Below are 18,388 nucleotides of genomic sequence, written 5' to 3'. Positions count from 1 at the left end.
AAGCCCCGTCCTTTAGGGCGGGCTACTTGACAATAAAAAACTCCTTGTGGGGTAATCAGTGGGTTGAAGGTGAAAAAGCACCTTGTAAGAAGCCGTTTTTATCGGGTGCCACCCGACTGCGCGAGGCAGGTAAAGGGAGTTTTTGGGCGATACGCGTGGGCATACCGTCTAAAAACTCCCCCAGGGCTTCAGCAAGGCAGCTGAAGCAGGGGAGTCGGGGAGAGGGCTTTATTTAGCCGTTATAAGGGGCAATGATCATAGAGGGCGAGGCCACAAAGCGATCATCGTCATCGTAGGAAAGTTTCAAGGGGTTAGAATTGGACATATCCAATCTACCCAGATGAAACACGCCATTGTTGCCATGTTTGCGGCAAAACCCGAGAAAGGCATAAACGGGCGCGCTGGGGGTGAATGTCTGGTAAGGGCTGTGGGTTTCCACCTCAAACTCACTTTTGGATTCACCACGATCGTTGTTCATGAACAGACTCAAGATGTTGTCTTCGGAAACTTTCAAGGTGACCACGTTTTGCTTGTCACTACTAATGGATGTGGAGATATCCAGGCTTTCGGTCATGGCCTCATTATCCAGAATTGTGCAAAGCGTTACGGATTCGGCATTCAACATGCGATCCCAGGCAACCGGCTTGGGGTGAGCCACTTTTTGTGTATGAATGTTCCAGGTATTGCCTACATCCGAAAAGATGAGGTCATTCTCGGTGAAGTGTATCTGGATGCGTTCTACATCAAAATGCTTGAACGCTTTCAACAAGGATTGGGCCGTTTTGATAGGAACGACCGCCGCATCCTCATGCTTTCCACCGTCAGTTTTCAACGTATCCATCTTGATGGCGCTATGGCTGAAAATTTTTCCGTCTGTGGAATAGACGTGCAAATCGCCAAGATATGGGTGGAAATAGACCCCGAGAGATTCAGCGACGCCATTATTGCCGACAACGGCCAGGGCCAAGGCGGCTTGCAGTGTTGTGGCATCTACTTCGGTGCTCAACAAGGTATCTCCAATCGGCACGGCCAATGGGAAAGAATCTATCGAAATGGTGACCGCCTTCATGGAGGACCGGCCAGAACGTATTCTGGCTATCTGATTATCCACCTGGATACTCACGGTGTCACTATTGGATGCCCCCAAAAAGCGCACACATTCATTTCTGGGCAGGCAAAAGCCTTTATCGCCCATCGTGTTTTCGGTGACGGGCAACGAGATTCTGGCCTGTATCGGTCCAGACTGCACATGGACCATAATGTTCTCCGCCGTGTCAGGCGAGAGCGCCAGAAAATACTCAGGTTTAAAATCAAACCCATTTTCGCCAAGGATAGCGGCTATCTTGGCCACACTTAAAAAATCATCGTGATTGATCTTCATCATATCTCCTTAAAAAAGATCGAGCAGGTCAACTTCCTGCTGGGGTGTTTGTTTCTTTGCGTTCCGGGTTTCCACAGGATGGTCGGCCGGCTTGTCAGGATGCGTTACAGCGTCCATTACATCGGGCGTTACCGGCGTTACATCAGGCGTTACATCAGGCGTTACATCAGGCGTTACATCAGGCGTTACATCAGGCGTTACATCAGGCGTTACATCAGGCGTTACATCAGGCGTTACATGCGTTACACCTGGCGTTACCGGCATTACATCGGGCGTTACCGAAACCGGATTGTCTGTTACGGATACTGCAGGCCCGTTATCAGCGGATGTTGGGGGAACCGGTGGTTTCCCGTGCATCAGATCGCTCGCTATGGTCTCTGCATCGTCGTTGACCAATAAGGGCAATCGACCGACCAGAGGGGCCGCCTCGCAATGGGTGTTTTCACACCATTTGCGCAGTTTTTCTTCGAGCGTTTTGCTCTGGCTGATACCTTGTGCGCGGACCCGCACGACAGGAATAATGCGACCTTCAATCTTGACGGATTTGGCGCCGGCCTGTTCCACGATTTTTTGCAAACTATCGCGGTCCACGGTATGACGCTGGTCTTCCGGAATGTTGTAGCGGATACGGACAAAAGCCCCCGGGTTTTCCCCGACCACTTTCTGTATCTCCGCAACGTCCGGTGCTGCTTCAAAATCGATATGCAAGAGTTGCTTTGCCGGAGCAGGCATCAGCATACAGGCGGCATTGCGATAATCGATCTCCCAAAACAGCCAGCCTTTGTCGCCTTCTTCACCAAAATGCAGACGACCAATGGAACCTGGGTAGGCAATGCGTTGTGTGCCATATTGCGGCAATGCGTTTTCCCAGACCTGGTGTTTGTGGATGTGACCGAGCATGTAAGCCTGTACTTTACTGGCAAACAGGCTTCCCGTTGTGAATTCATGATCGAATCCAATCATTGGGACCCCATGCTCTGTGAGGCAACCATGCACCGTGCCGTGCGAAACCCCGATGGTCGGGATATGCTTTTCCCGGGCCACGGTGTTTATGGGTGCGAAGGCCGACAACAATTCGGCCAATACATCTCCCAGTGCAGCATGATCGTCTGCCGCAATGGCGGAGACCATTTCTGCTTTGTTCACGGTCGGCAGGCAAGAAAACAAGGCCTTGGTATTTTTGGGTAAGGTTTCCTCGGTAAACACAAAATGGGGAGTTTCCCCAGAGAGAGAACTGACCCAGGCATTGTCTTCGGTAAGAGCGACCTGTTGAATATCGGTCGCCACAAAAATCGGGTATTTGCCGCCCACATACTGAAACACTTCGAGCGTACCCAATGGTTCATGGAAAAAGGTGCCCTGCAACATCAGTACCGGACAATGATTGGACAGGGTGTGAATGCGTTCCGAGAGTCTCTGCACGGACAAACTATGCAGATCGACCCGGTGGTCCGTGGAATCGCCGCTGATAACGGCCACTTCCACGCCTTCCTCAATGGCCGCTTCGACGGCTGCAGAGAAGCAACGATCCACCTCGTCCAGATGTTCAGGACAATAGTGTAGGTCGGAGAATTGGGCGATCTTCATAGCCCGTCCTCCACCACGCAACCTTCCCTCCAAAAGTTGTTGAGATACAGTCTGAGGATAGGACCTCTGACATCTTCGACAATTTTGTAGCGGAGGGCCAAGCGGTCGCAGAGATTTTTAATCTCCGCTTCCGTCTTGCTGAGTTGCGCAGCCATGGGTGCGCCGTTTACTTGGCGGAGCAGGTTCTTTCGGTACTTTTTCCCCAAAAGAATAAACCGCCCCGCCAAGCGGGATGCATTGGCGTTATCCACGCGCAATGTCTCCGCCAGGGCAGTGGTGAGTCCTTGTTTGTTCATGATGGATTTCTCCTCTGGTATAATGAAATGAATGGAAGCAGGAATGACCACAGCAAGGAGTTTCAAATGTCTGCAAGAATGCAAGTTATCGAAAACCCCAGTACCGATAGTCCGGAAATCTCAGGGGCCAAATATTGGACGCAACAGCTAATACGCGTGATGAAGAATCCGGACGATAAAGCGGCTTACGAATACCTCAAGAGAGATTACGAAATGGGTAAATGCGGGCGCCCGAAGCCGAAGCTGGTGTATGCTTCGCCTGCTGACGCTGGCGTTGACGCTGGTCGCTAAGATACAGGTCATACCGCGCATCCAATTCTTCATCGATTTTTTTCAACAATTTCTTGGTGTCGCGCATGAGTTCTGCATCTACCGAAATGGGATGACGCAAAAGCTCGCGTAATTGGTCCTTCATTACCAGGAGTTCGCCATTATTGGCGCTCTGGATTTTGGACATAACAAACTGATAGGTGCCTTTACTTAACATGGGATATGTCTCCTTTTGCAATGAAAAGGGACTAAATCCCCCATAGGGATTTGTCCCTATAGGGTGAGTAAAAAGACTGTTTTTACCGGGTGCCGCCCGGCCCAATAAATGGGGAGAAAGCAGGATTTTCTTTTACCAAAAAGCGCGAAAAGCCCCGGCGTTCAGGCCGGGGATGGATAGCGCGGCGGCGAGACGGCTCAACGCCGTCGAAGCCGTCTGTCTACCGATAGATTTTGCCATCCAATGACTGTCACTGTATAATTATACACCATGCTGATTCGCAAAGCCGTGCGCTACCGTCTCGAAACCACTCCGGAGCAGGACAATCTTCTGGCCCGTGCGGTCGGCTGCGTGCGCTTCGTCTGGAACCGGGCGCTGGCCGTGCAGAAGAGCTATCTCGATCAACATTGCGGCACCCTGAATTATGCCGGTCTGTGCGAACTACTCACGTCCTGGCGCAATTCGGAAGCCTTTGGGTTTCTCGCAGAATCCCCGTCGATGCCGCAACAGCAGACCCTCAGATATCTGACGCAGGCGTTGAAAGAGGCATTTAATAAGAACTCGGTCAAAAAATTCCCGAATTTCAAAAAGAAGTTCGTCCACGACAGCATGCGCTACCCAGAACCGGGCCATATTCACTTTGATCTGAATCCCGTTGATCGGGATGGCCGTAAGGTGCTCCCCAAAATCTTCCTGCCGTGTATTGGCTGGGTGAAATTTCGCAAATCCTGCATCATTGGCGGCGAAATCCGCAATGTCACCGTCAGCCGGTCGGGTGGTCACTGGTATGTCGCCATACAGACCGAAAAAGAAGTGCCGGACCCCGTGCATCCCTCCACTACAGCGGTCGGTGGCGACCGGGGAGTAGCGAACCTGCTTACATTGTCCGATGGCACCATGTTTCTGCCAGTAACCGCCTATCGGGATTTGCAGAAGAAACTAGCGCGGGAGCAAAGAAAGCTCGCGCACAAAGTGAAGTTTTCGGCCAACTGGAAGAAACAGAAGGCCAAAATTACGCGATTGCACCAGCGTATCGCGGAAATACGGAAAAACGTGCTTCATCAGGTCAGCACCACCATCAGCAAAAACCACGCGGTCGTGGTGCTGGAAGACCTGAATGTGCGGAACATGACGGCATCCGCAAAGGGTACCGTGGATAAACCCGGACGCAATATCCGGCAGAAATCAGGATTGAACAAATCCATCCTTGATCAGGGATGGGGCCTACTCAAACGGATACTGGACTATAAGCTCCAGTGGGCCGGTGGCATGCTATTTTTGGTGAATCCGGCCTATACCTCGCAGACCTGTTCGGTTTGTGGTGTGGTGGATGCCGGAAATCGCCCCGATCAGGCGGTATTTCGCTGCCTGCACTGTGGGCATGAAGCACATGCCGACGTGAATGCGGCACAGAACATCCTCGCAAGAGGACTAGCAACCTCACATGGGGTTGCGTCAACGGCAGGGCTTGTCGGGGTAGTCTGTTCTCCAGAGTAACGGGGAGTTGCATTGTCTCAAAAGAGGTAATGCAATCGAAGCGGCTGAGGTAGGGCCGCTGCTGGCAGAAAGGAATCCTCGTCCTTCAGGGCGAGGAGGATGTCAAAGGATCAAAAGGCGTAACCTCTTCCATGTTGTTTCGCTCGGTCATGTTTGTGCTAAACAAAACTACAGGAGAAATCGCCTGTAAAAGAAAATTGTATTTCAGGAAATTTCACCCCACATTGGTTATTGTGGAGTGAAATATTTGGGGGGTTAAAACTTTATAATGGAAATTACCGCCAGAATGATAGCGGTCTGGCTGATGCCTACGCCAATGACCCATCGGATGACGGATATATGCGAATCATTGATTTCTTTCCGTAGTTCAGTTTTGACATCGACGATTTCTTTCCGTAGTTCAGTTTTGACATCGACGATTTCTTTTCGCAGTTCTGTTTTGACATTATCAGCAGACGACGCAATTTCTGCGCGTAAGGTTTTCTCCGAAGCCTGAATCTCTGCCCGCAGTGCGTCGGCAGTGGAGGCGATTTCTCCCCGTAGGGTTTTCTCCGTAGCCTGAATCTCTGCACGCAGTGACTCAGCAGTAGAGGCGATTTCTCCCCGCAAGGCTTTCTCCGTAGCCTGTATGTCTGCCCGCAGAACCGTTTCAGTTTGAGAGAGATCGTCCTTAGTAGCTGATGTGTCGGTGAGTCCCTCATTAATGGCCAACGTCAAGGCTTCTGCCTGGTCTCTGGTCATGCCAGCATCAGTTAGGCGTTTGGAAACTGCCAATGTATTGAGCATGGGGCCTCCCATGATGTACCTCCTTTTTAGGATAATCCTGAAATGAAAAAATGCAATGGATGGGCTGGATATGCGCGATATTGGAGCAATATCCGGCGTGTGATTAGGCCGTTTTGACCGGGTGCCGCCCGGGTGGTTTTCCACAAAAAATCTGTGCGCATACTTGCTTGCAGGTATCCGCACAAATTTTTTGGAAAAAGGCCCCCGAAGGGGCCGCAGTGGGTTATGGGAAGAATTAGGCGCTTTCGGTATTCCGTTGCCTTTCTTCGAAAATGACATTGTTGACTTCGGCAATATAGCCTTCCACATCGTCTGATTCCAAAGCCTGTTTCAGCTCATGAACCATGGCATTCAGATGCTTGAGCGTTTTGCCCCAATTTGTTCCAAATCGGGCATTGCCGTATTCCAGCAGATCGACAGGATTCAATCCTACCTGTTTGCACAAGCGAGATGCTTGCTGGCGCAGGGGGGCAATGTCTTCTGTGTTTTCTGTGGGCTGTGCTGCTTCCGGCGCGGGCGCGGGCTCAGAAGCCGTTTGCTCGGGCTGGTGGTCAGAGGGTGCCGCTTCTGGTATAGGTGCGGCAGATGGTTGTTCCGCCGGTACCACGGACTCTGCTCTGGCCTGAGCCATATCCACTACATTGCTGGATACGAAGTCTTCTGGCCGTAGAGCGGGTTGATGTTCCAGGGCAGCCGGGGCTTGCGCTGCACCTTGCGGCAAGAATGCCGTTGATAATTTGCGGTGTTTTTCCGCAACAGCGTCAGCCATGGCCAGCAAATGCGCTAACTCCGCTTTGCAATTGAGATGCGCGATAATTTGGGGGACCATTTCTGTATCCCCTTCATCGGTCATGTGCTTTACTTTTTCGCGCACCTTGGTCATCCAAAATATGGGTTGGCCTTTCCATCCCATCTGGACTTCCACGGGCACTTTGCCGCCACAAAGTGCGGCGGTGTATCTCAAGGTGTTCTCAATGTCATCGACGGCATAGAAGCTCCCCGTAGGGATTTCTACCAATTCCGCTGTCATTTTTTCCCCAGGAATCATGACGTGGATTTTTGAGCGGACATTGCATTCCCGTTTTTGGTATTCCGGACAATGTTCCGGATCACAGTGTCCACGCACCTTGTCTTTACGGCCGCCATAAATGCGTATGGCACGTCCATTAACTTTCGGGACATCATCTTTGGTGATACAGAGGACGTCACCGTTCCCATTGATTTCGGAATGGTACTTGAGGCCTTTTGCCGTATAGCACTCCATTCGCGTCATCACCATCTGTGCGGGATCCGAATGGGGGAAAACAACTGGAAACTCGTAGAGCTTTTTTACCAGATCCCCTTCCCGTTGTTCGCCGTACAAATCGAGTATCCGTTTCGCTGTTTCCGGGTTCTTGAATTCCCCCGGCCAAACAGAAAAAAACGGTTCATTCTTGGGAACCAATGCGTGTTTAAATCCCGCCTTGGTCAGCGCGGAATCAATAGCCGGGTATCCAACGCCCGCCAAAATACCACGTTCCACAATTTGTTTGGCTTTGGGGTCTGTAATAGACCGCTTCAGGACCTTGGTCCCTGGGCGGATTCTACCGATAACTTTCAACATCATGCCCTCCATGTGCATAGGCACCCCGTCAATCCATCTGGGGTGCTTATACAAAAAATACAAATAAACAACAAGTTACCGCTCAAAATGGGATATCATCGTCAAATTCTGAGTAGTTTGTGTTTCCCGTGTTACCGCCGCCAAACGGATCTTCCGGCGGCTGACTACTCCGGTTATTGGATGGGGCGTTGTTCGCACGCTGCTGTTGAGGCTGGCGGTCATTGCCACTGTTGGCACCACCGTCATTGCGCGGCCCGACTAGCTGCAGGCGGTCACCGAGGATTTCGGTGGTATAGCGCTCCTGACCTTCCTTGTCGGTCCACTTGCGGGTCTGTAGTTTGCCTTCCACAAAAGCCATGCTGCCCTTGCGCAGGTATTCGCCCGCGATTTCGGCGACACGTCCAAAGAGCACGACACGGTGCCATTCGGTACGTTCCTGTTTATTCCCTTCGCGGTCCTTGAAATTTTCCGAGGTGGCCACATTGAAATTGGCGATAGCCTTACCGTCCGGCATGTAGCGCATCTCCGGGTCTTTCCCGAGATGGCCTAAGATTATGACTTTGTTAACACCAGCCATGGAATACTCCTTTTTTTGAGTGAGTTATTGAAAAAAGGCAAAGAGAAGCCGTTGGGTCTTTTTCAGAGTGAAAAAAACCGGATATGAGGTGCGCCCATATGAAACGGCTCTTGCGCGAGTAACAATCCCCGAGCCAGAAAAGGGGACTGTGTTTTGAGTTCGGGATGTCGCCCGTACCTATAAACAGGACCAGTCTAACGGGGGAAATAGAGGTGGGTGCCATCATTAAGGGGCTTTTTTCGCGTTTTTTCAGATTGTTTAGAGACCGTTGCCGATGCCGGGAACAGGTTCCAGTCCCTGCTTTACCGGTAAATCGTGTGTACATATTAAAAAACACCGTATTTTGCCGGATTATGATGGCCTTTTAGAAATGAAATGGCGGGATGATAACGAGGGTGTAAGGCTGTTACGCAAGGATTTGTACTTTGGGAAGACGCAAGCGCAATACGAAACCATTATTGGTTTTGAAAGACCAGGAACCGGTACAAACCGATACCGGGCTATTGGAACAATTTTACCAAACCACGCATGGGCGGGCAGATAGGCAGGTGGACAGCTCCATGCTTCGACCTAGCCTTGCTCATGTTGAGAGTGCTGGCCGTTGGGAAGTGGAAATTGATGAGGATGCGTATGCCGTTCGGGGGGTACGCATTTATTTGCCGAATGTTGCTACCCCATCACGCGCTTATTATCCATTTCCCGTCCATCTGGATACGGCGCATGGTCAACGGCTGGCGATGCGTTGGCTGAATCAGATGATGGATATGCATTACACCCTCAATAGCCTGGAACGTCTCTATCTCAAAAAAACATACGAGGATTTGTCCCAAGCCATCAGCAGTGCGCTGCAGCAATTTGTCGGTAGGTACCAGAATGCCATACTGGTTTTAAGTCAGGAACGGACCCAATTACTGGAACAAAGTGGCTTGAAGTCTTTGAATGGTCACGCCCAGAAAATCAGTTTTACCCATAGCATAGACTTCGTAGCGGCATTATCCGCGCCGCAAGACCGCTATCTTATTCGCGCTATTTCTATCATGGACCAACTGATTGCCCTTTATGACCGGGCCTATCTCATTGTGGATTTGCCGCAGGAACGCTATGTGCAAGGCACGGAGAATGCCTACCGGATGGTGGATAGCCTGATGGCGGAATGTTTGCGTCAGGCCAGAACACAGAGCAAGCAGTGGTTAGCGGATGCGGATTCTCGCTCGGGCGCGGGATCAATTTGATCCCGCAGCTGACTGGCTTTTTCCCATGAAGAGTTGTTCCAGTTCTGCGTAGGACTGTTCCATCCGGGATAGGGCGGCATGTAAGGCCGTGGGGTCCACGTTTCTGGAAACCCCCGCTTTGGGGTCAATCAGGGGAACGAATCCTGCCTGTGTATCCGCCGCATTGTGTTGCGGCCATAATCGGTAATGTAGCAATAACAACAAATTGCCTATCCGTTCATGGAGGGCATAGGCGGATTCCTGATCGGCAGACAGGACACTATTGGCGGAATAGTCGATACCCAATGATTTCATCGTGTCCACGAGTTGTTTTTGGGCATCACGTACTACGCCAGAAAGGTGCCGCAAGACGATAAATTGATCTTCCAGTTGCATGACGGTCTGGAATTCGGCAGCGGAAGCCTCCTTAGCCAGTGACTTCTTGTAATGGCTGCTGTTTTTGGATTTGCTGAGATGCTTGGCATTAAATCCTTTGCGGCCGTCCCGGGAGGACTTGTACCAGTAGCGGATTCGCCATTGTATCGTGACATAACCGCGTAGCTTGCGTACGGATATACTCAAATCGCTCCATTCCCGATTTTCATTATCCATCCGAATTTGATGGGATAGTTGTTTTTGAAAAATGTAAAATTCTCCCGCCAGTTTTTTCGCTTCCGCCAGAATCTGGTCTTGGGCCTGCGCATAAAACAGCATTTGCCGACGAAGTAGCGCCTCAATGTCTTTGAGGGATTCCGGAGAGAAATTCAGGGATATTGGCGGTGTCATGGTTATGCCCCCAAGGGAAAATCATTGGCGGTCACCACCGGAAGCCCATACAACCGACCCCATATCTTGCGGGCTTTCGTCTGGATGGCGTTTTCTGCGGCCGTTTTTTCCCAGTCATGGTTCTCCGGGGCTAGTATCCATTCCGGTTGACGGGGAGCCTCTATAAAGTAGCTGGCGAGCGGCCACACCAGAAGTTCGCTGTAACAGACGGCCATGGCAAACGGTTGCTTTTGATGGCCGAGATAATCTGGTCCCAACCGCCACCAGAAGGCTTGAGCTGATCCGTTTTCCCAAGGTTTCCACTCACTGAGCGGGCAGGGCTGCCGGGAAGGGAAAATGCCACGATGCAGGCCATAAGCGTTGAGCGCATCCGTATAACTCCAGCGCTTTCCTGACTGAGAAATGTCATAGAAGCCTACGAGAAGGGTATCCTGTCTCGCTTTGACAATACGCTGAATACCGTCCAGAAGGCCAGCCGTATAGAAGTTGGGGAAATAATACCCGCCGATGCCTTCCGGCAGAATTACGATTTGGTGTTTCGGGATGGTTTTCAAGTATTGTTGCGCCCATTGCCGAATATGGTTTTGTCGTTCCAGGTTTTTCAAAAAACCTAAATCAAAGGGGAGCGCTTTCCACGGCAGGGAGACGCCACGGATGTTGGCCGGTTGTGCAGGGGGCGTATAAGTCCCATTCAGGAGGAGGGCGGTGACCAGAATGGACAGGAGAAAACCCGCCAACAGCCTCGCGGTGTTGGGGTGCAATGGGCCTGACGGTGTGTGCTTGTTGGGGAGATAATGCATGGTTATCTGATGCGCACGTCTGGATGCCGCAATATGGGCAGTAAATGCGCTGAGCAAAGACAGGGTGATCAGGCCCAGTACCAGCCCGGCCAGGCCAGTTCCCGGGAAATAGACCCCGGACAAAAACAAAGGGGAGAGCAATGACCATGTACTCAAAGGGGGGATGCTGGTAATGATCAAGGTTCCAGCCATGCGTAGTCCCACGTATTGAGGCTTTTCCGCACCGATTAAACCTACTAGCCACCACGGGAGAGACAGCAGCAAGGCGATGGCCGGCCATGCGCAAATACCGAGTAATGGCGCATCGTGCGGCCAGAAGGCATTGAAAACACCTGCCAGTATCCAGCTTCCGCCCATGAAATAACCGAAAACAAAAGCGGCGCGGGCGATTTTCCCGGTCGCGTAGCCATAGCCTACGGCAAAAAGCAGCAAAAAGGGGAATAGGCCCAGGTTTCCCCAGGTAATAAAGCCCAGGGCTGCGCCGATACTGCCGAAAGTGACCCATGAATAACGCCATCGGTCCTTTCGTTCAGGCGTCATACATTTGCGCTTCATACAGGAAGGGAGAAGGGCTGCCTTCACGGACAGCGGAAATAATGAGTTGACGTTTGGCGCGGGTCATGGCGACGTAAAAGAGACGACGTTCTTCTTCCAGTTCGCCGTCAATATGGGGTGCCACGCCTTCCTCGGCCCCAATAATCCAGACATTCGGCCATTCCAGACCTTTTGATCCGTGCATGGTGGTCAGGAAGACGGTTTCTGGCCCGAGTTGGGGCGGTTCATTTTTCTTTTTGGCCAGCCCTTCCACAAATTGGATACGCTGGGCCAACGTCCCACGCAAACGCTGGATGGCCGTTAAGGCAACGTCGCAATTCTCGGCGACTGAAGGGATTAATTTTTGATTCCAGCGCTTGATGCCTTCGATGAGCAGTATGGGGTCCTGAACGGATACGGTGCACCAGCCCTGTAAATTTTCCATGAAGTTTAAGCCGCTGGAGAGGCGCGGGGATTTCTTTTGTTCGGTCTGATGCCACTGTTCTGCAAATCTGTCCAGTATGGGCTTCCAGTCACGCATGGGGACCGGTTCCAGTTGCTTGAGCAAGGCGTCCGTCGTGTCTGCTTTCCAGCCACATAAAAACAGGGCGGACCGGCAACCAAAAAACATATCGCGGCGGTAGGCGGCAAAACGGTTACTGATGGCCGTACTTTTGAGCAGGCTGTGACTATTTTTCCCTCTGGGCATTGCCAGGGCACGGGCACCATTGACGATGCCGGTGAGCAGGCTTAAGACCGCTCGGGGGTTCTTGGTTTCCCAAAAGTCATCATCGGTATCTCTGAAATAGGGAATGCCATGTTGTTGGAGTTCCATTTCCATGACGTCCAGCAAGCGGTTGGTGCGGGCTAAAACAGCCCATCCCACAGGTTCCTCACGTCGCCGCGTTGAAAACCAGGCGCTTTCTTCTTCGCGGTCGCGGGGGAACAGGCATTCGATATGGCCGCCTTGCTCAGCGGCGGGGATAATCTGTTTTTCAGCGCGGTAACGATTATGCTGAATGAGCCTTGCAGCAGGGGTGAGGATTTCTGGCGCACAACGATAGTTACGCGACAGGTGCAGAATCTGGGCACGGACGTCTGAACGCAATTTCTCCATGCCCGTGTACCCCAAAGCATGCCGGAATGCGTAAATGCTTTGGTCGTCATCACCGACCATAGTGAGTTCAGCACCGGTCAATTCGTGGTGCAGCATGATCCAGGTATATTGCGCCAGATCCACATCCTGAAATTCATCCCCTAACATCCAGCGCATGGAAAGTGGTGGAATGGACCCGTCCTGCATGCCATCCACAGCTTTGGAGATGAGATCTGCGAAGTCCATGCGTTTATCGTTCTGAAGCAAGTCCTGGTACGCATGAAAGGTTTTATAGCCGGGGCCATCATAATCCCGATGGGATAAATCGCTCTTGGCCTTGTCGATAATTTTGTCCATATCTTCGAAGCTGAGCTCTTCTTCTGTTTTGGACATCGCATGTGATATGAGCCGGATGCGGTCACCTTTATTGAGCAACTTAATGTCCATGCCCACACTGCGTAACTGGTGCATGGCCAGGGAATGAAAGGTCCCTGTCCGGATCCGTTTTTCGTGTCCTGGGGACATTTTGAGAATGCGGCGTTTGAGTTCCTCCGCACTATCATGGGTAAAGGTCACCGCAACGAGGTCGCCGTGATCGGATTGGAGCAGGGAGGCGGCCCGATGCGCCAGTACCAGGGTTTTCCCTGAACCCGCACCGGCCAGCAGGAGCACATGCCCCTTTTGCTGAACCGCCAGCTGTTGTTCTGGATTCAGACGCATCAGGACTTCGCTTCTGTGTCGGCCTGTTCCGTGTCAGAGGACGTTGTATTTGTCCCCTCAGTGGCGGTGCCAGACTGTTTTTCTTTTTCCGCTTTTCGCATCTGTGCGGTTTTACCCGTGCGTAACAGGATACCCGTTTCAAAGGCGTAACGAATATTGTAGCGATACAGGGTCAACATGCGTCTACGCACTTCGAGTTCCAGTTTGGACGCTTCCTCGTCCGCATAGATCTCATACAGGGCGGCAGCGGAGATGTAGCCCAGCGTTTTATCCACCTTGTGCAGGATATTGAGGTAATGCTGGTCCATGCGGGAGGTTACCAGCGCTTCTTCGTCCAAAGGCTCGCTGAAATCGGTCGAGAGATGTTCGGCATCTACGCCTTCAGCCTCAAGCCGCTCGGAGACTTTCTGGATAATGCCATCGAAAGTTTCCTCCGCTTCCGTGTAGAGGCCTTTCCAGAGTCGGATGATCTCGTCAAAGCCTTCCTGCACGACGGCCTTATCGGCGCCGGCCCGTCCACTGACCATCCCGGGGTAAATGCGTTCGAGGAAGTAGTTGGCATTGGAAGCTTTTTCATAGGCCCGGAAATACATTTCCTGTGAAAGCCGGGTGCTGAGGTGGATGGTGCGGCGAATGCCTGCACGACTGTTGGTTTTCTTGTCTGCCGGCATAGGCAATAAGAGGAACCGCGAATCCGGAGGGCGCTTGGCCCGGCGCGAAGGGGTTGCACCCTGCGAAGGGGTTGCACCCTGCGAAGGGCTGCCGCCTGCAGGGTTTGCTTTATTGCGCGGATTGTCCGCTGAAGTTTCCTTGTCGCTTTGGCTGGATGAGGCGGGTGCCGCCGTTGCTGTGGATGTGGTGTCCCCCGTTTCGCTCTGGGTGGATTCCGGTTGTTCCTGCACGTTTTCGAGGGGGGTGTCGGTAGAAAATTCACCTTCGGTTTTCAAAGCAGTGGTCATCATGAAGCTCCTTATCAAAGTCACGATGCCAGTGTATCGGGTGAAAAACGGGAGAATGTTTTCATAAAGTGGCTTTTTTCTTGTTTTTTGCTTTATGGTTGGTTGATTGCGGTATGGCTCAGTGTGGTCATATACCGCATCTAATTGATCGTTGTTAGCGGAAATAGGCCAGCAAAAACCATGTTAACAAGTTGGATTTTTGTCCTTGGGTATGGGCAATATCAGATTTGTTGTATAGTGTTGCCGAAGATCTTGTTGGACGTTTGGGGCCTTTAGCAGCGCACTTGGTTGGGTTGGTTTCTCAACTATTGCACCGGGAGTGATCGTTTTAGCTGCTTGCTCTGGAGTATTGTCGGGCGGATCTTGTTCATATGGTGTATTTGTTTTTATTGGTTTATTTTCGCTAGACGTGGAGTTTCGCGCCTAGCGATTTTGATATCAATATCACCTTTATTGGTTGTTGTTTTCTTTGAAAGGATCCTTGCCAAGTCTGTGGACCAATTCTTTTTCAAGCTCTTTATTTGTTGGTACGTTTTTTCCTTCTTTCTTCATCTCTGCATTTGTTGGTATTTTGACAGGTTCAATGCATGGCTTATTTGTAAATATCAGATCTACGTTACTGGTAACTGTTGAACCTGTTTTTTTGCCATTAAGTTTTTTGACTGTATTTTCTATTTTAATGAAATGTAGAATAGGCCCGTCTGTTTTGACTTTATAAATTTTCTCCACATAATTGGTGAAACCTTTTATGTGGTTATTGTTTGACTTATAATAAGATATGGCTCTATCTACCATGGCATAAGGTACACATATATATTTAACATAGAATCCAGCTACGCCGTTTTCTATTAAATTTATTGCGCAATTATTCTGTAAATATTTATTACTGTTGGCGCCACCAAATTCTAACCTTAGGAAATCATCAGGGTTTTTGATGCAAACATGCATTGGCTTTTTTGATTTTATAACTACGCCGTTTGTATTAAAAGTTCCGTGACCAAACCATTCTCCCTGGCTGACTGAGATTTTCAGTTTTGGTATTTTTTTAAGGTTTACCATATTGTATGTTACTGATGCGGATGATAATAGAGGCGCTGTTGATATTGTGCACCCGATCATAATTGCAGCTACGATTGGTTTCATAATAAGCTCCTTGGTTTCAGTCTAAAGCAATTGGTAGAGGCCTGTTTGGCATTAATATTTTTCTATCTTCTAATGATTTTTTAAAGTTGTAATCACCTACAGCGAATGGTGGGTAATCCATCAAAATCCAGAAACTCTTTATTTTTTTTCTTGCGTAGTCGTATAAAATAGAAGGTGTTTTTACCATCAATATGTCATCTAGCATTTCTGGGTCCTCTTCTTTTGAAGTTATCACAAATGCGCCTGCTTTTGTCATCTGTTTGCCTATGATTATTTTGTCTCTGTATATTCTATATAGTATTTCTATGCTTGCTAGATAGGTAATATCATCGGACATAGAATATAGTATTGTGCTCATGTTTATATCTACCCTTGAATTTATTTCAGGGTCTACTTTATAGGTGCCAGATGATTGGATATCAGTCTCAAGGATGAATGGCATGCTGATATTTATCAATGTCTCTCCTGTATTCTGATAGTGCTTTCCTAAAGTTTTTCTTTGCCCAAGCTAAACTGTCAAAAGGTTTGTTGATCGTGATTGCTCCATAACCTGAATTTTCAATGTCTTCTTTTCCATAGGCTCTTTGAAAACCGCACATATACTGAAATAGAAGCCCATGTTTTGTTGAGGCTTTTGCGGTAATGGTTAGAGGGAATATTAAGTCAGGCCTCTTCTCGAGCGCCTCAGAAAACGCTCTAACAAGGTCGAATATATTATTCTTTTTTGACGAAGAAGTGATAAATCCGATATGAGCATAGTTAGACCTTGGCCGATATCCATCTGGGAATTTGGGCTTTGGGAAGTGGTATTTGGAATATGGTATTAGCACGAAAGACCCTATAAATTTACCGTCTTCAATAAAGATATATCCAAAATTTTTTATCAATAATGAGAACGACGGAACATTAATCGATTCACCTAATACCATTTCCCTTTCTTTAGCAACAAAGTCGAACCTTTGTTGATTGTCGCCAACTGCTATGCACTTTATCATTTGTAGAATGAATATGGTGGATCATAAGTGCATCCACTTGGAGTGCAGTTATACATAGCGGGAGTTTCTGTTCCTCCATCATATCCGATTGAATTGTTCGCTCCAGGATATTCTGCGAATTCAAAATCGTTAACAGCTGGTGGATTATAAGAATAATCTGATTCTTCGATGGCTGTTGATGGACCAACGTATGGCGCGCAGTTGCCCCAACTTGGTTGTGTTAATGCGTACCCTACTGGCAGTCCCGCAACAGCGGAACTCCCTCCAGTTATGTCAGCACCAACGAAACAATAGTTCCAATCTGGGTTGGTTCCCAGATAATAATATGTTGTATCCATTTCCATAGCACATTGGATGTCCGGATATTCTCCGGGAATATATCCACATACAAAATTATCCGGGTTTCCATTTATTTGCACTGGCTCTATATTTAGTGCTTGATAATATGTAAAAGGATTCCAGCACCCATCCTTGCCGCATCCTCCAGAGGAATACTCGGTTGGACCAGTAATGATGTCTTCATTGGGTGACACGCAAACATTGATTGGACCATATGCGCTATTAATTTCGGTGGTTGTATTGCCATTACCAGATGAATCGGTAATCGGCGCCATATACACGTAATCACTGGATGGTAATGGAGATCCAGACTGCCAGTTGATGAGGTCGCCGGCATCAGGGGCGATTGGGAATACCACGTCGGGTTCAAGCTGTGAGTCGTTGTCACCGCTTGGAACTGAAGCAGATTCTGTGTAGTTCTCTGACGGAGAGATGGTATTAGCTTGAACCTGTCCAGCATCAGCGTAGCTACCGCTTGGCTGCACAATATATTCATTCTCTACTTCCGTCAGAAGATATCCGTATTGCCCAGTATTTTTGAACGTACTTGGGCTGCCGCAAGATTTTTCAAGAACACGGCTATTCACAGAAATGGCAGTCAACGGCTGACCAGCACTATTCCGGGATACCTTCACCTGTTCACCATACATCACCACCGCCAGGCTGGCATTGTATTGGTTCATCAGTGCTTTAATCTGGTTTTGCATCAGACTTTCCACACCGGGGTCATAATTGATTTTCTCAACGCCGTTGGTCACGGTTTCCGTGCCATCATAGGCCCCATTATCCTGTATGGTGTGCCACACGTTGCCATCGATGGAGACCGGTGCCGACTGAATGGTGTCCCCTTCTTCCGTGATCTGGTCGAGTTCCCAGCGGGTCTCCCCGGCATACGGTACGGTCCACCCGGCGGGCAAGTAAGCGGCATCCTTGCTTTGCTGATAAATGGCATACAGCAAATACAGTGTATCGTTATTCACATTGGTGCCCAAAAACTGATAACTGCCATTGGGCTGAACCTGTACCGTAGCGTAAACCTGCGCCTTTGAAGGGCTGGCTCCGGACGGATTGGCAATCTGTACATTCTGAATATAGGTGAACATCCCCAATTGCACTTCGGTACCACTGGATTTCATGGATCCAACGACGGCATCTGCTATCTGTTGTTCGTAATTTTTCAGGTATCCGGAAACGGCGTTTTCCGCATCCTGGTTGCTGGAATAAATGGTTGAGCCCAGAGATGCATTAACGGGAACCACAGCCAGAGAGCTGGAATCCATGTTGGATTCCAGACCACTTTGCTGCTCGGAACTGCTTTCGTTCGTGAGTGGACCGATACTGGCGACGGTGGTTTGTGATTTGCCGGTAACTGTTTCTGTTGCCATGAGCGCTTGCACACCCGTTGTGGTGACCAGTCCGGCAGCGCTGGCATTCGCGGAAAACAGGCAGGTACCGCTCATGGCTGCCGCAATCGCCATGTAGAGAGCGTGTTTGCGGATCCTGGATAATACCGGCTTGTTTGTTGTAGCTTTGCGGGCAACCATGTGAACCCTCCTGTTAGGGCGCGAAATTGATGATAGACCTATCATGC

The 18,388-nt window shown here is 49.9% G+C and carries 17 protein-coding genes; 2 read left to right on the top strand and 15 right to left on the bottom strand.

Features of this window, described 5'->3' with window-relative positions; translation table 11 throughout:
• Positions 1 to 232: 232 nt before the first annotated feature.
• The 4 genes from GCD22_RS09060 to GCD22_RS09045 all read right to left on the bottom strand — a co-directional run bounded on the left by GCD22_RS09060 (position 233) and on the right by GCD22_RS09045 (position 3,751).
• Positions 233 to 1,384 (bottom strand): hypothetical protein, encoded by a 1,152-nt coding sequence (locus tag GCD22_RS09060; protein WP_153940733.1) that lies wholly within the window; start codon positions 1,382 to 1,384, stop codon positions 233 to 235.
• A gap of 6 nt (positions 1,385 to 1,390) precedes the next feature.
• Complete coding sequence (locus GCD22_RS09055) at positions 1,391 to 2,968, bottom strand: metallophosphoesterase family protein (RefSeq protein WP_211371660.1); 1,578 nt, start codon at positions 2,966 to 2,968, stop codon at positions 1,391 to 1,393.
• Complete coding sequence (locus tag GCD22_RS09050) at positions 2,965 to 3,264, bottom strand: hypothetical protein (RefSeq protein ID WP_153940732.1); 300 nt, start codon at positions 3,262 to 3,264, stop codon at positions 2,965 to 2,967. The genes GCD22_RS09055 and GCD22_RS09050 overlap by 4 nt, the downstream gene beginning before the upstream one ends.
• Positions 3,265 to 3,460: 196 nt before the next feature.
• Complete coding sequence (locus GCD22_RS09045; RefSeq protein WP_153940731.1) at positions 3,461 to 3,751, bottom strand: hypothetical protein; 291 nt, start codon at positions 3,749 to 3,751, stop codon at positions 3,461 to 3,463.
• A gap of 270 nt (positions 3,752 to 4,021) precedes the next feature.
• On the opposite strand from GCD22_RS09045, the gene GCD22_RS09040 reads away from it, so the two are divergent.
• Entirely contained in the window at positions 4,022 to 5,248 is a 1,227-nt protein-coding gene (locus GCD22_RS09040) for an RNA-guided endonuclease InsQ/TnpB family protein (protein ID WP_153940730.1), read from the top strand.
• A gap of 255 nt (positions 5,249 to 5,503) precedes the next feature.
• Here the strand turns inward: GCD22_RS09040 and GCD22_RS17975 are convergent, their stop codons facing one another.
• From GCD22_RS17975 to ssb, 3 genes are all read right to left on the bottom strand, one after another.
• Positions 5,504 to 6,046: a coiled-coil domain-containing protein gene (locus GCD22_RS17975; RefSeq protein ID WP_170286729.1), complete on the bottom strand. Its 543-nt coding sequence runs from the start codon at positions 6,044 to 6,046 to the stop codon at positions 5,504 to 5,506.
• Between the two features lie 223 nt (positions 6,047 to 6,269).
• A complete protein-coding gene (locus tag GCD22_RS09030) occupies positions 6,270 to 7,640 on the bottom strand; it encodes a recombination directionality factor (RefSeq protein ID WP_153940728.1) in 1,371 nt (456 codons plus the stop codon).
• Between the two features lie 79 nt (positions 7,641 to 7,719).
• Entirely contained in the window at positions 7,720 to 8,214 is a 495-nt protein-coding gene (gene ssb / locus GCD22_RS09025) for a single-stranded DNA-binding protein (RefSeq protein WP_153940727.1), read from the bottom strand.
• A 425-nt stretch (positions 8,215 to 8,639) separates the two neighbouring features.
• On the opposite strand from ssb, the gene GCD22_RS09020 reads away from it, so the two are divergent.
• Positions 8,640 to 9,446 carry a hypothetical protein gene (locus GCD22_RS09020; protein WP_031572269.1) on the top strand — a complete coding sequence of 269 codons (807 nt, stop codon included), beginning with the start codon at positions 8,640 to 8,642 and terminating at the stop codon, positions 9,444 to 9,446.
• On the opposite strand, the gene mobI is transcribed toward GCD22_RS09020, so the two are convergent.
• From mobI to GCD22_RS08980, 8 genes are all read right to left on the bottom strand, one after another.
• Positions 9,438 to 10,211 (bottom strand): conjugative transfer protein MobI(A/C), encoded by a 774-nt coding sequence (gene mobI / locus GCD22_RS09015; RefSeq protein ID WP_153940726.1) that lies wholly within the window; start codon positions 10,209 to 10,211, stop codon positions 9,438 to 9,440. The two genes, GCD22_RS09020 and mobI, sit on opposite strands and share 9 nt — an antisense overlap.
• Before the next feature lie 2 nt (positions 10,212 to 10,213).
• A complete protein-coding gene (locus tag GCD22_RS09010; RefSeq protein ID WP_081576743.1) occupies positions 10,214 to 11,551 on the bottom strand; it encodes a carbon-nitrogen hydrolase family protein in 1,338 nt (445 codons plus the stop codon).
• A complete protein-coding gene (locus GCD22_RS09005; RefSeq protein ID WP_081576742.1) occupies positions 11,541 to 13,361 on the bottom strand; it encodes an ATP-dependent helicase in 1,821 nt (606 codons plus the stop codon). Before GCD22_RS09005 ends, GCD22_RS09010 begins: the two co-directional genes overlap by 11 nt.
• On the bottom strand, positions 13,361 to 14,323 hold the full coding sequence (locus GCD22_RS09000; RefSeq protein ID WP_153940725.1) for a hypothetical protein: 963 nt from the start codon (positions 14,321 to 14,323) through the stop codon (positions 13,361 to 13,363). The genes GCD22_RS09005 and GCD22_RS09000 overlap by 1 nt, the downstream gene beginning before the upstream one ends.
• Positions 14,324 to 14,770: 447 nt before the next feature.
• Entirely contained in the window at positions 14,771 to 15,463 is a 693-nt protein-coding gene (locus tag GCD22_RS08995) for a hypothetical protein (RefSeq protein ID WP_153940724.1), read from the bottom strand.
• A 16-nt stretch (positions 15,464 to 15,479) separates the two neighbouring features.
• Positions 15,480 to 15,920, bottom strand: a complete 441-nt coding sequence (locus GCD22_RS08990; RefSeq protein ID WP_153940723.1) for a protein-export chaperone SecB — start codon at positions 15,918 to 15,920, stop codon at positions 15,480 to 15,482.
• Positions 15,889 to 16,392, bottom strand: coding sequence for a hypothetical protein (locus GCD22_RS08985; RefSeq protein ID WP_153940722.1), 504 nt, complete (start codon positions 16,390 to 16,392; stop codon positions 15,889 to 15,891). The genes GCD22_RS08990 and GCD22_RS08985 overlap by 32 nt, the downstream gene beginning before the upstream one ends.
• Before the next feature lie 62 nt (positions 16,393 to 16,454).
• Entirely contained in the window at positions 16,455 to 18,341 is a 1,887-nt protein-coding gene (locus GCD22_RS08980) for a hypothetical protein (RefSeq protein WP_153940721.1), read from the bottom strand.
• Positions 18,342 to 18,388: the final 47 nt, after the last annotated feature.

Origin of the sequence: Acidithiobacillus thiooxidans ATCC 19377, assembly GCF_009662475.1 — a bacterium.
GTDB classification, from domain to species: domain Bacteria; phylum Pseudomonadota; class Gammaproteobacteria; order Acidithiobacillales; family Acidithiobacillaceae; genus Acidithiobacillus; species Acidithiobacillus thiooxidans.
This window is presented reverse-complemented; position numbering and strand designations above follow the sequence as displayed.

What these genes read in the sequence shown, in the direction of transcription:
- mobI (WP_153940726.1), bottom strand. Translation starts at nt 10,211, where the DNA reads ATGACACCGCCAATATCCCTGAATTTCTCTCCGGAATCCCTCAAAGAC.
- GCD22_RS09055 (WP_211371660.1), bottom strand. Translation starts at nt 2,968, where the DNA reads ATGAAGATCGCCCAATTCTCCGACCTACACTATTGTCCTGAACATCTG.
- GCD22_RS09060 (WP_153940733.1), bottom strand. Translation starts at nt 1,384, where the DNA reads ATGATGAAGATCAATCACGATGATTTTTTAAGTGTGGCCAAGATAGCC.
- GCD22_RS09030 (WP_153940728.1), bottom strand. Translation starts at nt 7,640, where the DNA reads ATGATGTTGAAAGTTATCGGTAGAATCCGCCCAGGGACCAAGGTCCTG.
- GCD22_RS08980 (WP_153940721.1), bottom strand. Translation starts at nt 18,341, where the DNA reads ATGGTTGCCCGCAAAGCTACAACAAACAAGCCGGTATTATCCAGGATC.
- GCD22_RS09050 (WP_153940732.1), bottom strand. Translation starts at nt 3,264, where the DNA reads ATGAACAAACAAGGACTCACCACTGCCCTGGCGGAGACATTGCGCGTG.
- GCD22_RS08985 (WP_153940722.1), bottom strand. Translation starts at nt 16,392, where the DNA reads ATGGTATTAGGTGAATCGATTAATGTTCCGTCGTTCTCATTATTGATA.
- GCD22_RS09045 (WP_153940731.1), bottom strand. Translation starts at nt 3,751, where the DNA reads ATGTTAAGTAAAGGCACCTATCAGTTTGTTATGTCCAAAATCCAGAGC.
- GCD22_RS09010 (WP_081576743.1), bottom strand. Translation starts at nt 11,551, where the DNA reads ATGACGCCTGAACGAAAGGACCGATGGCGTTATTCATGGGTCACTTTC.
- GCD22_RS08995 (WP_153940724.1), bottom strand. Translation starts at nt 15,463, where the DNA reads ATGAAACCAATCGTAGCTGCAATTATGATCGGGTGCACAATATCAACA.
- GCD22_RS09040 (WP_153940730.1), top strand. Translation starts at nt 4,022, where the DNA reads ATGCTGATTCGCAAAGCCGTGCGCTACCGTCTCGAAACCACTCCGGAG.
- GCD22_RS09000 (WP_153940725.1), bottom strand. Translation starts at nt 14,323, where the DNA reads ATGATGACCACTGCTTTGAAAACCGAAGGTGAATTTTCTACCGACACC.
- ssb (WP_153940727.1), bottom strand. Translation starts at nt 8,214, where the DNA reads ATGGCTGGTGTTAACAAAGTCATAATCTTAGGCCATCTCGGGAAAGAC.
- GCD22_RS17975 (WP_170286729.1), bottom strand. Translation starts at nt 6,046, where the DNA reads ATGGGAGGCCCCATGCTCAATACATTGGCAGTTTCCAAACGCCTAACT.
- GCD22_RS09005 (WP_081576742.1), bottom strand. Translation starts at nt 13,361, where the DNA reads ATGCGTCTGAATCCAGAACAACAGCTGGCGGTTCAGCAAAAGGGGCAT.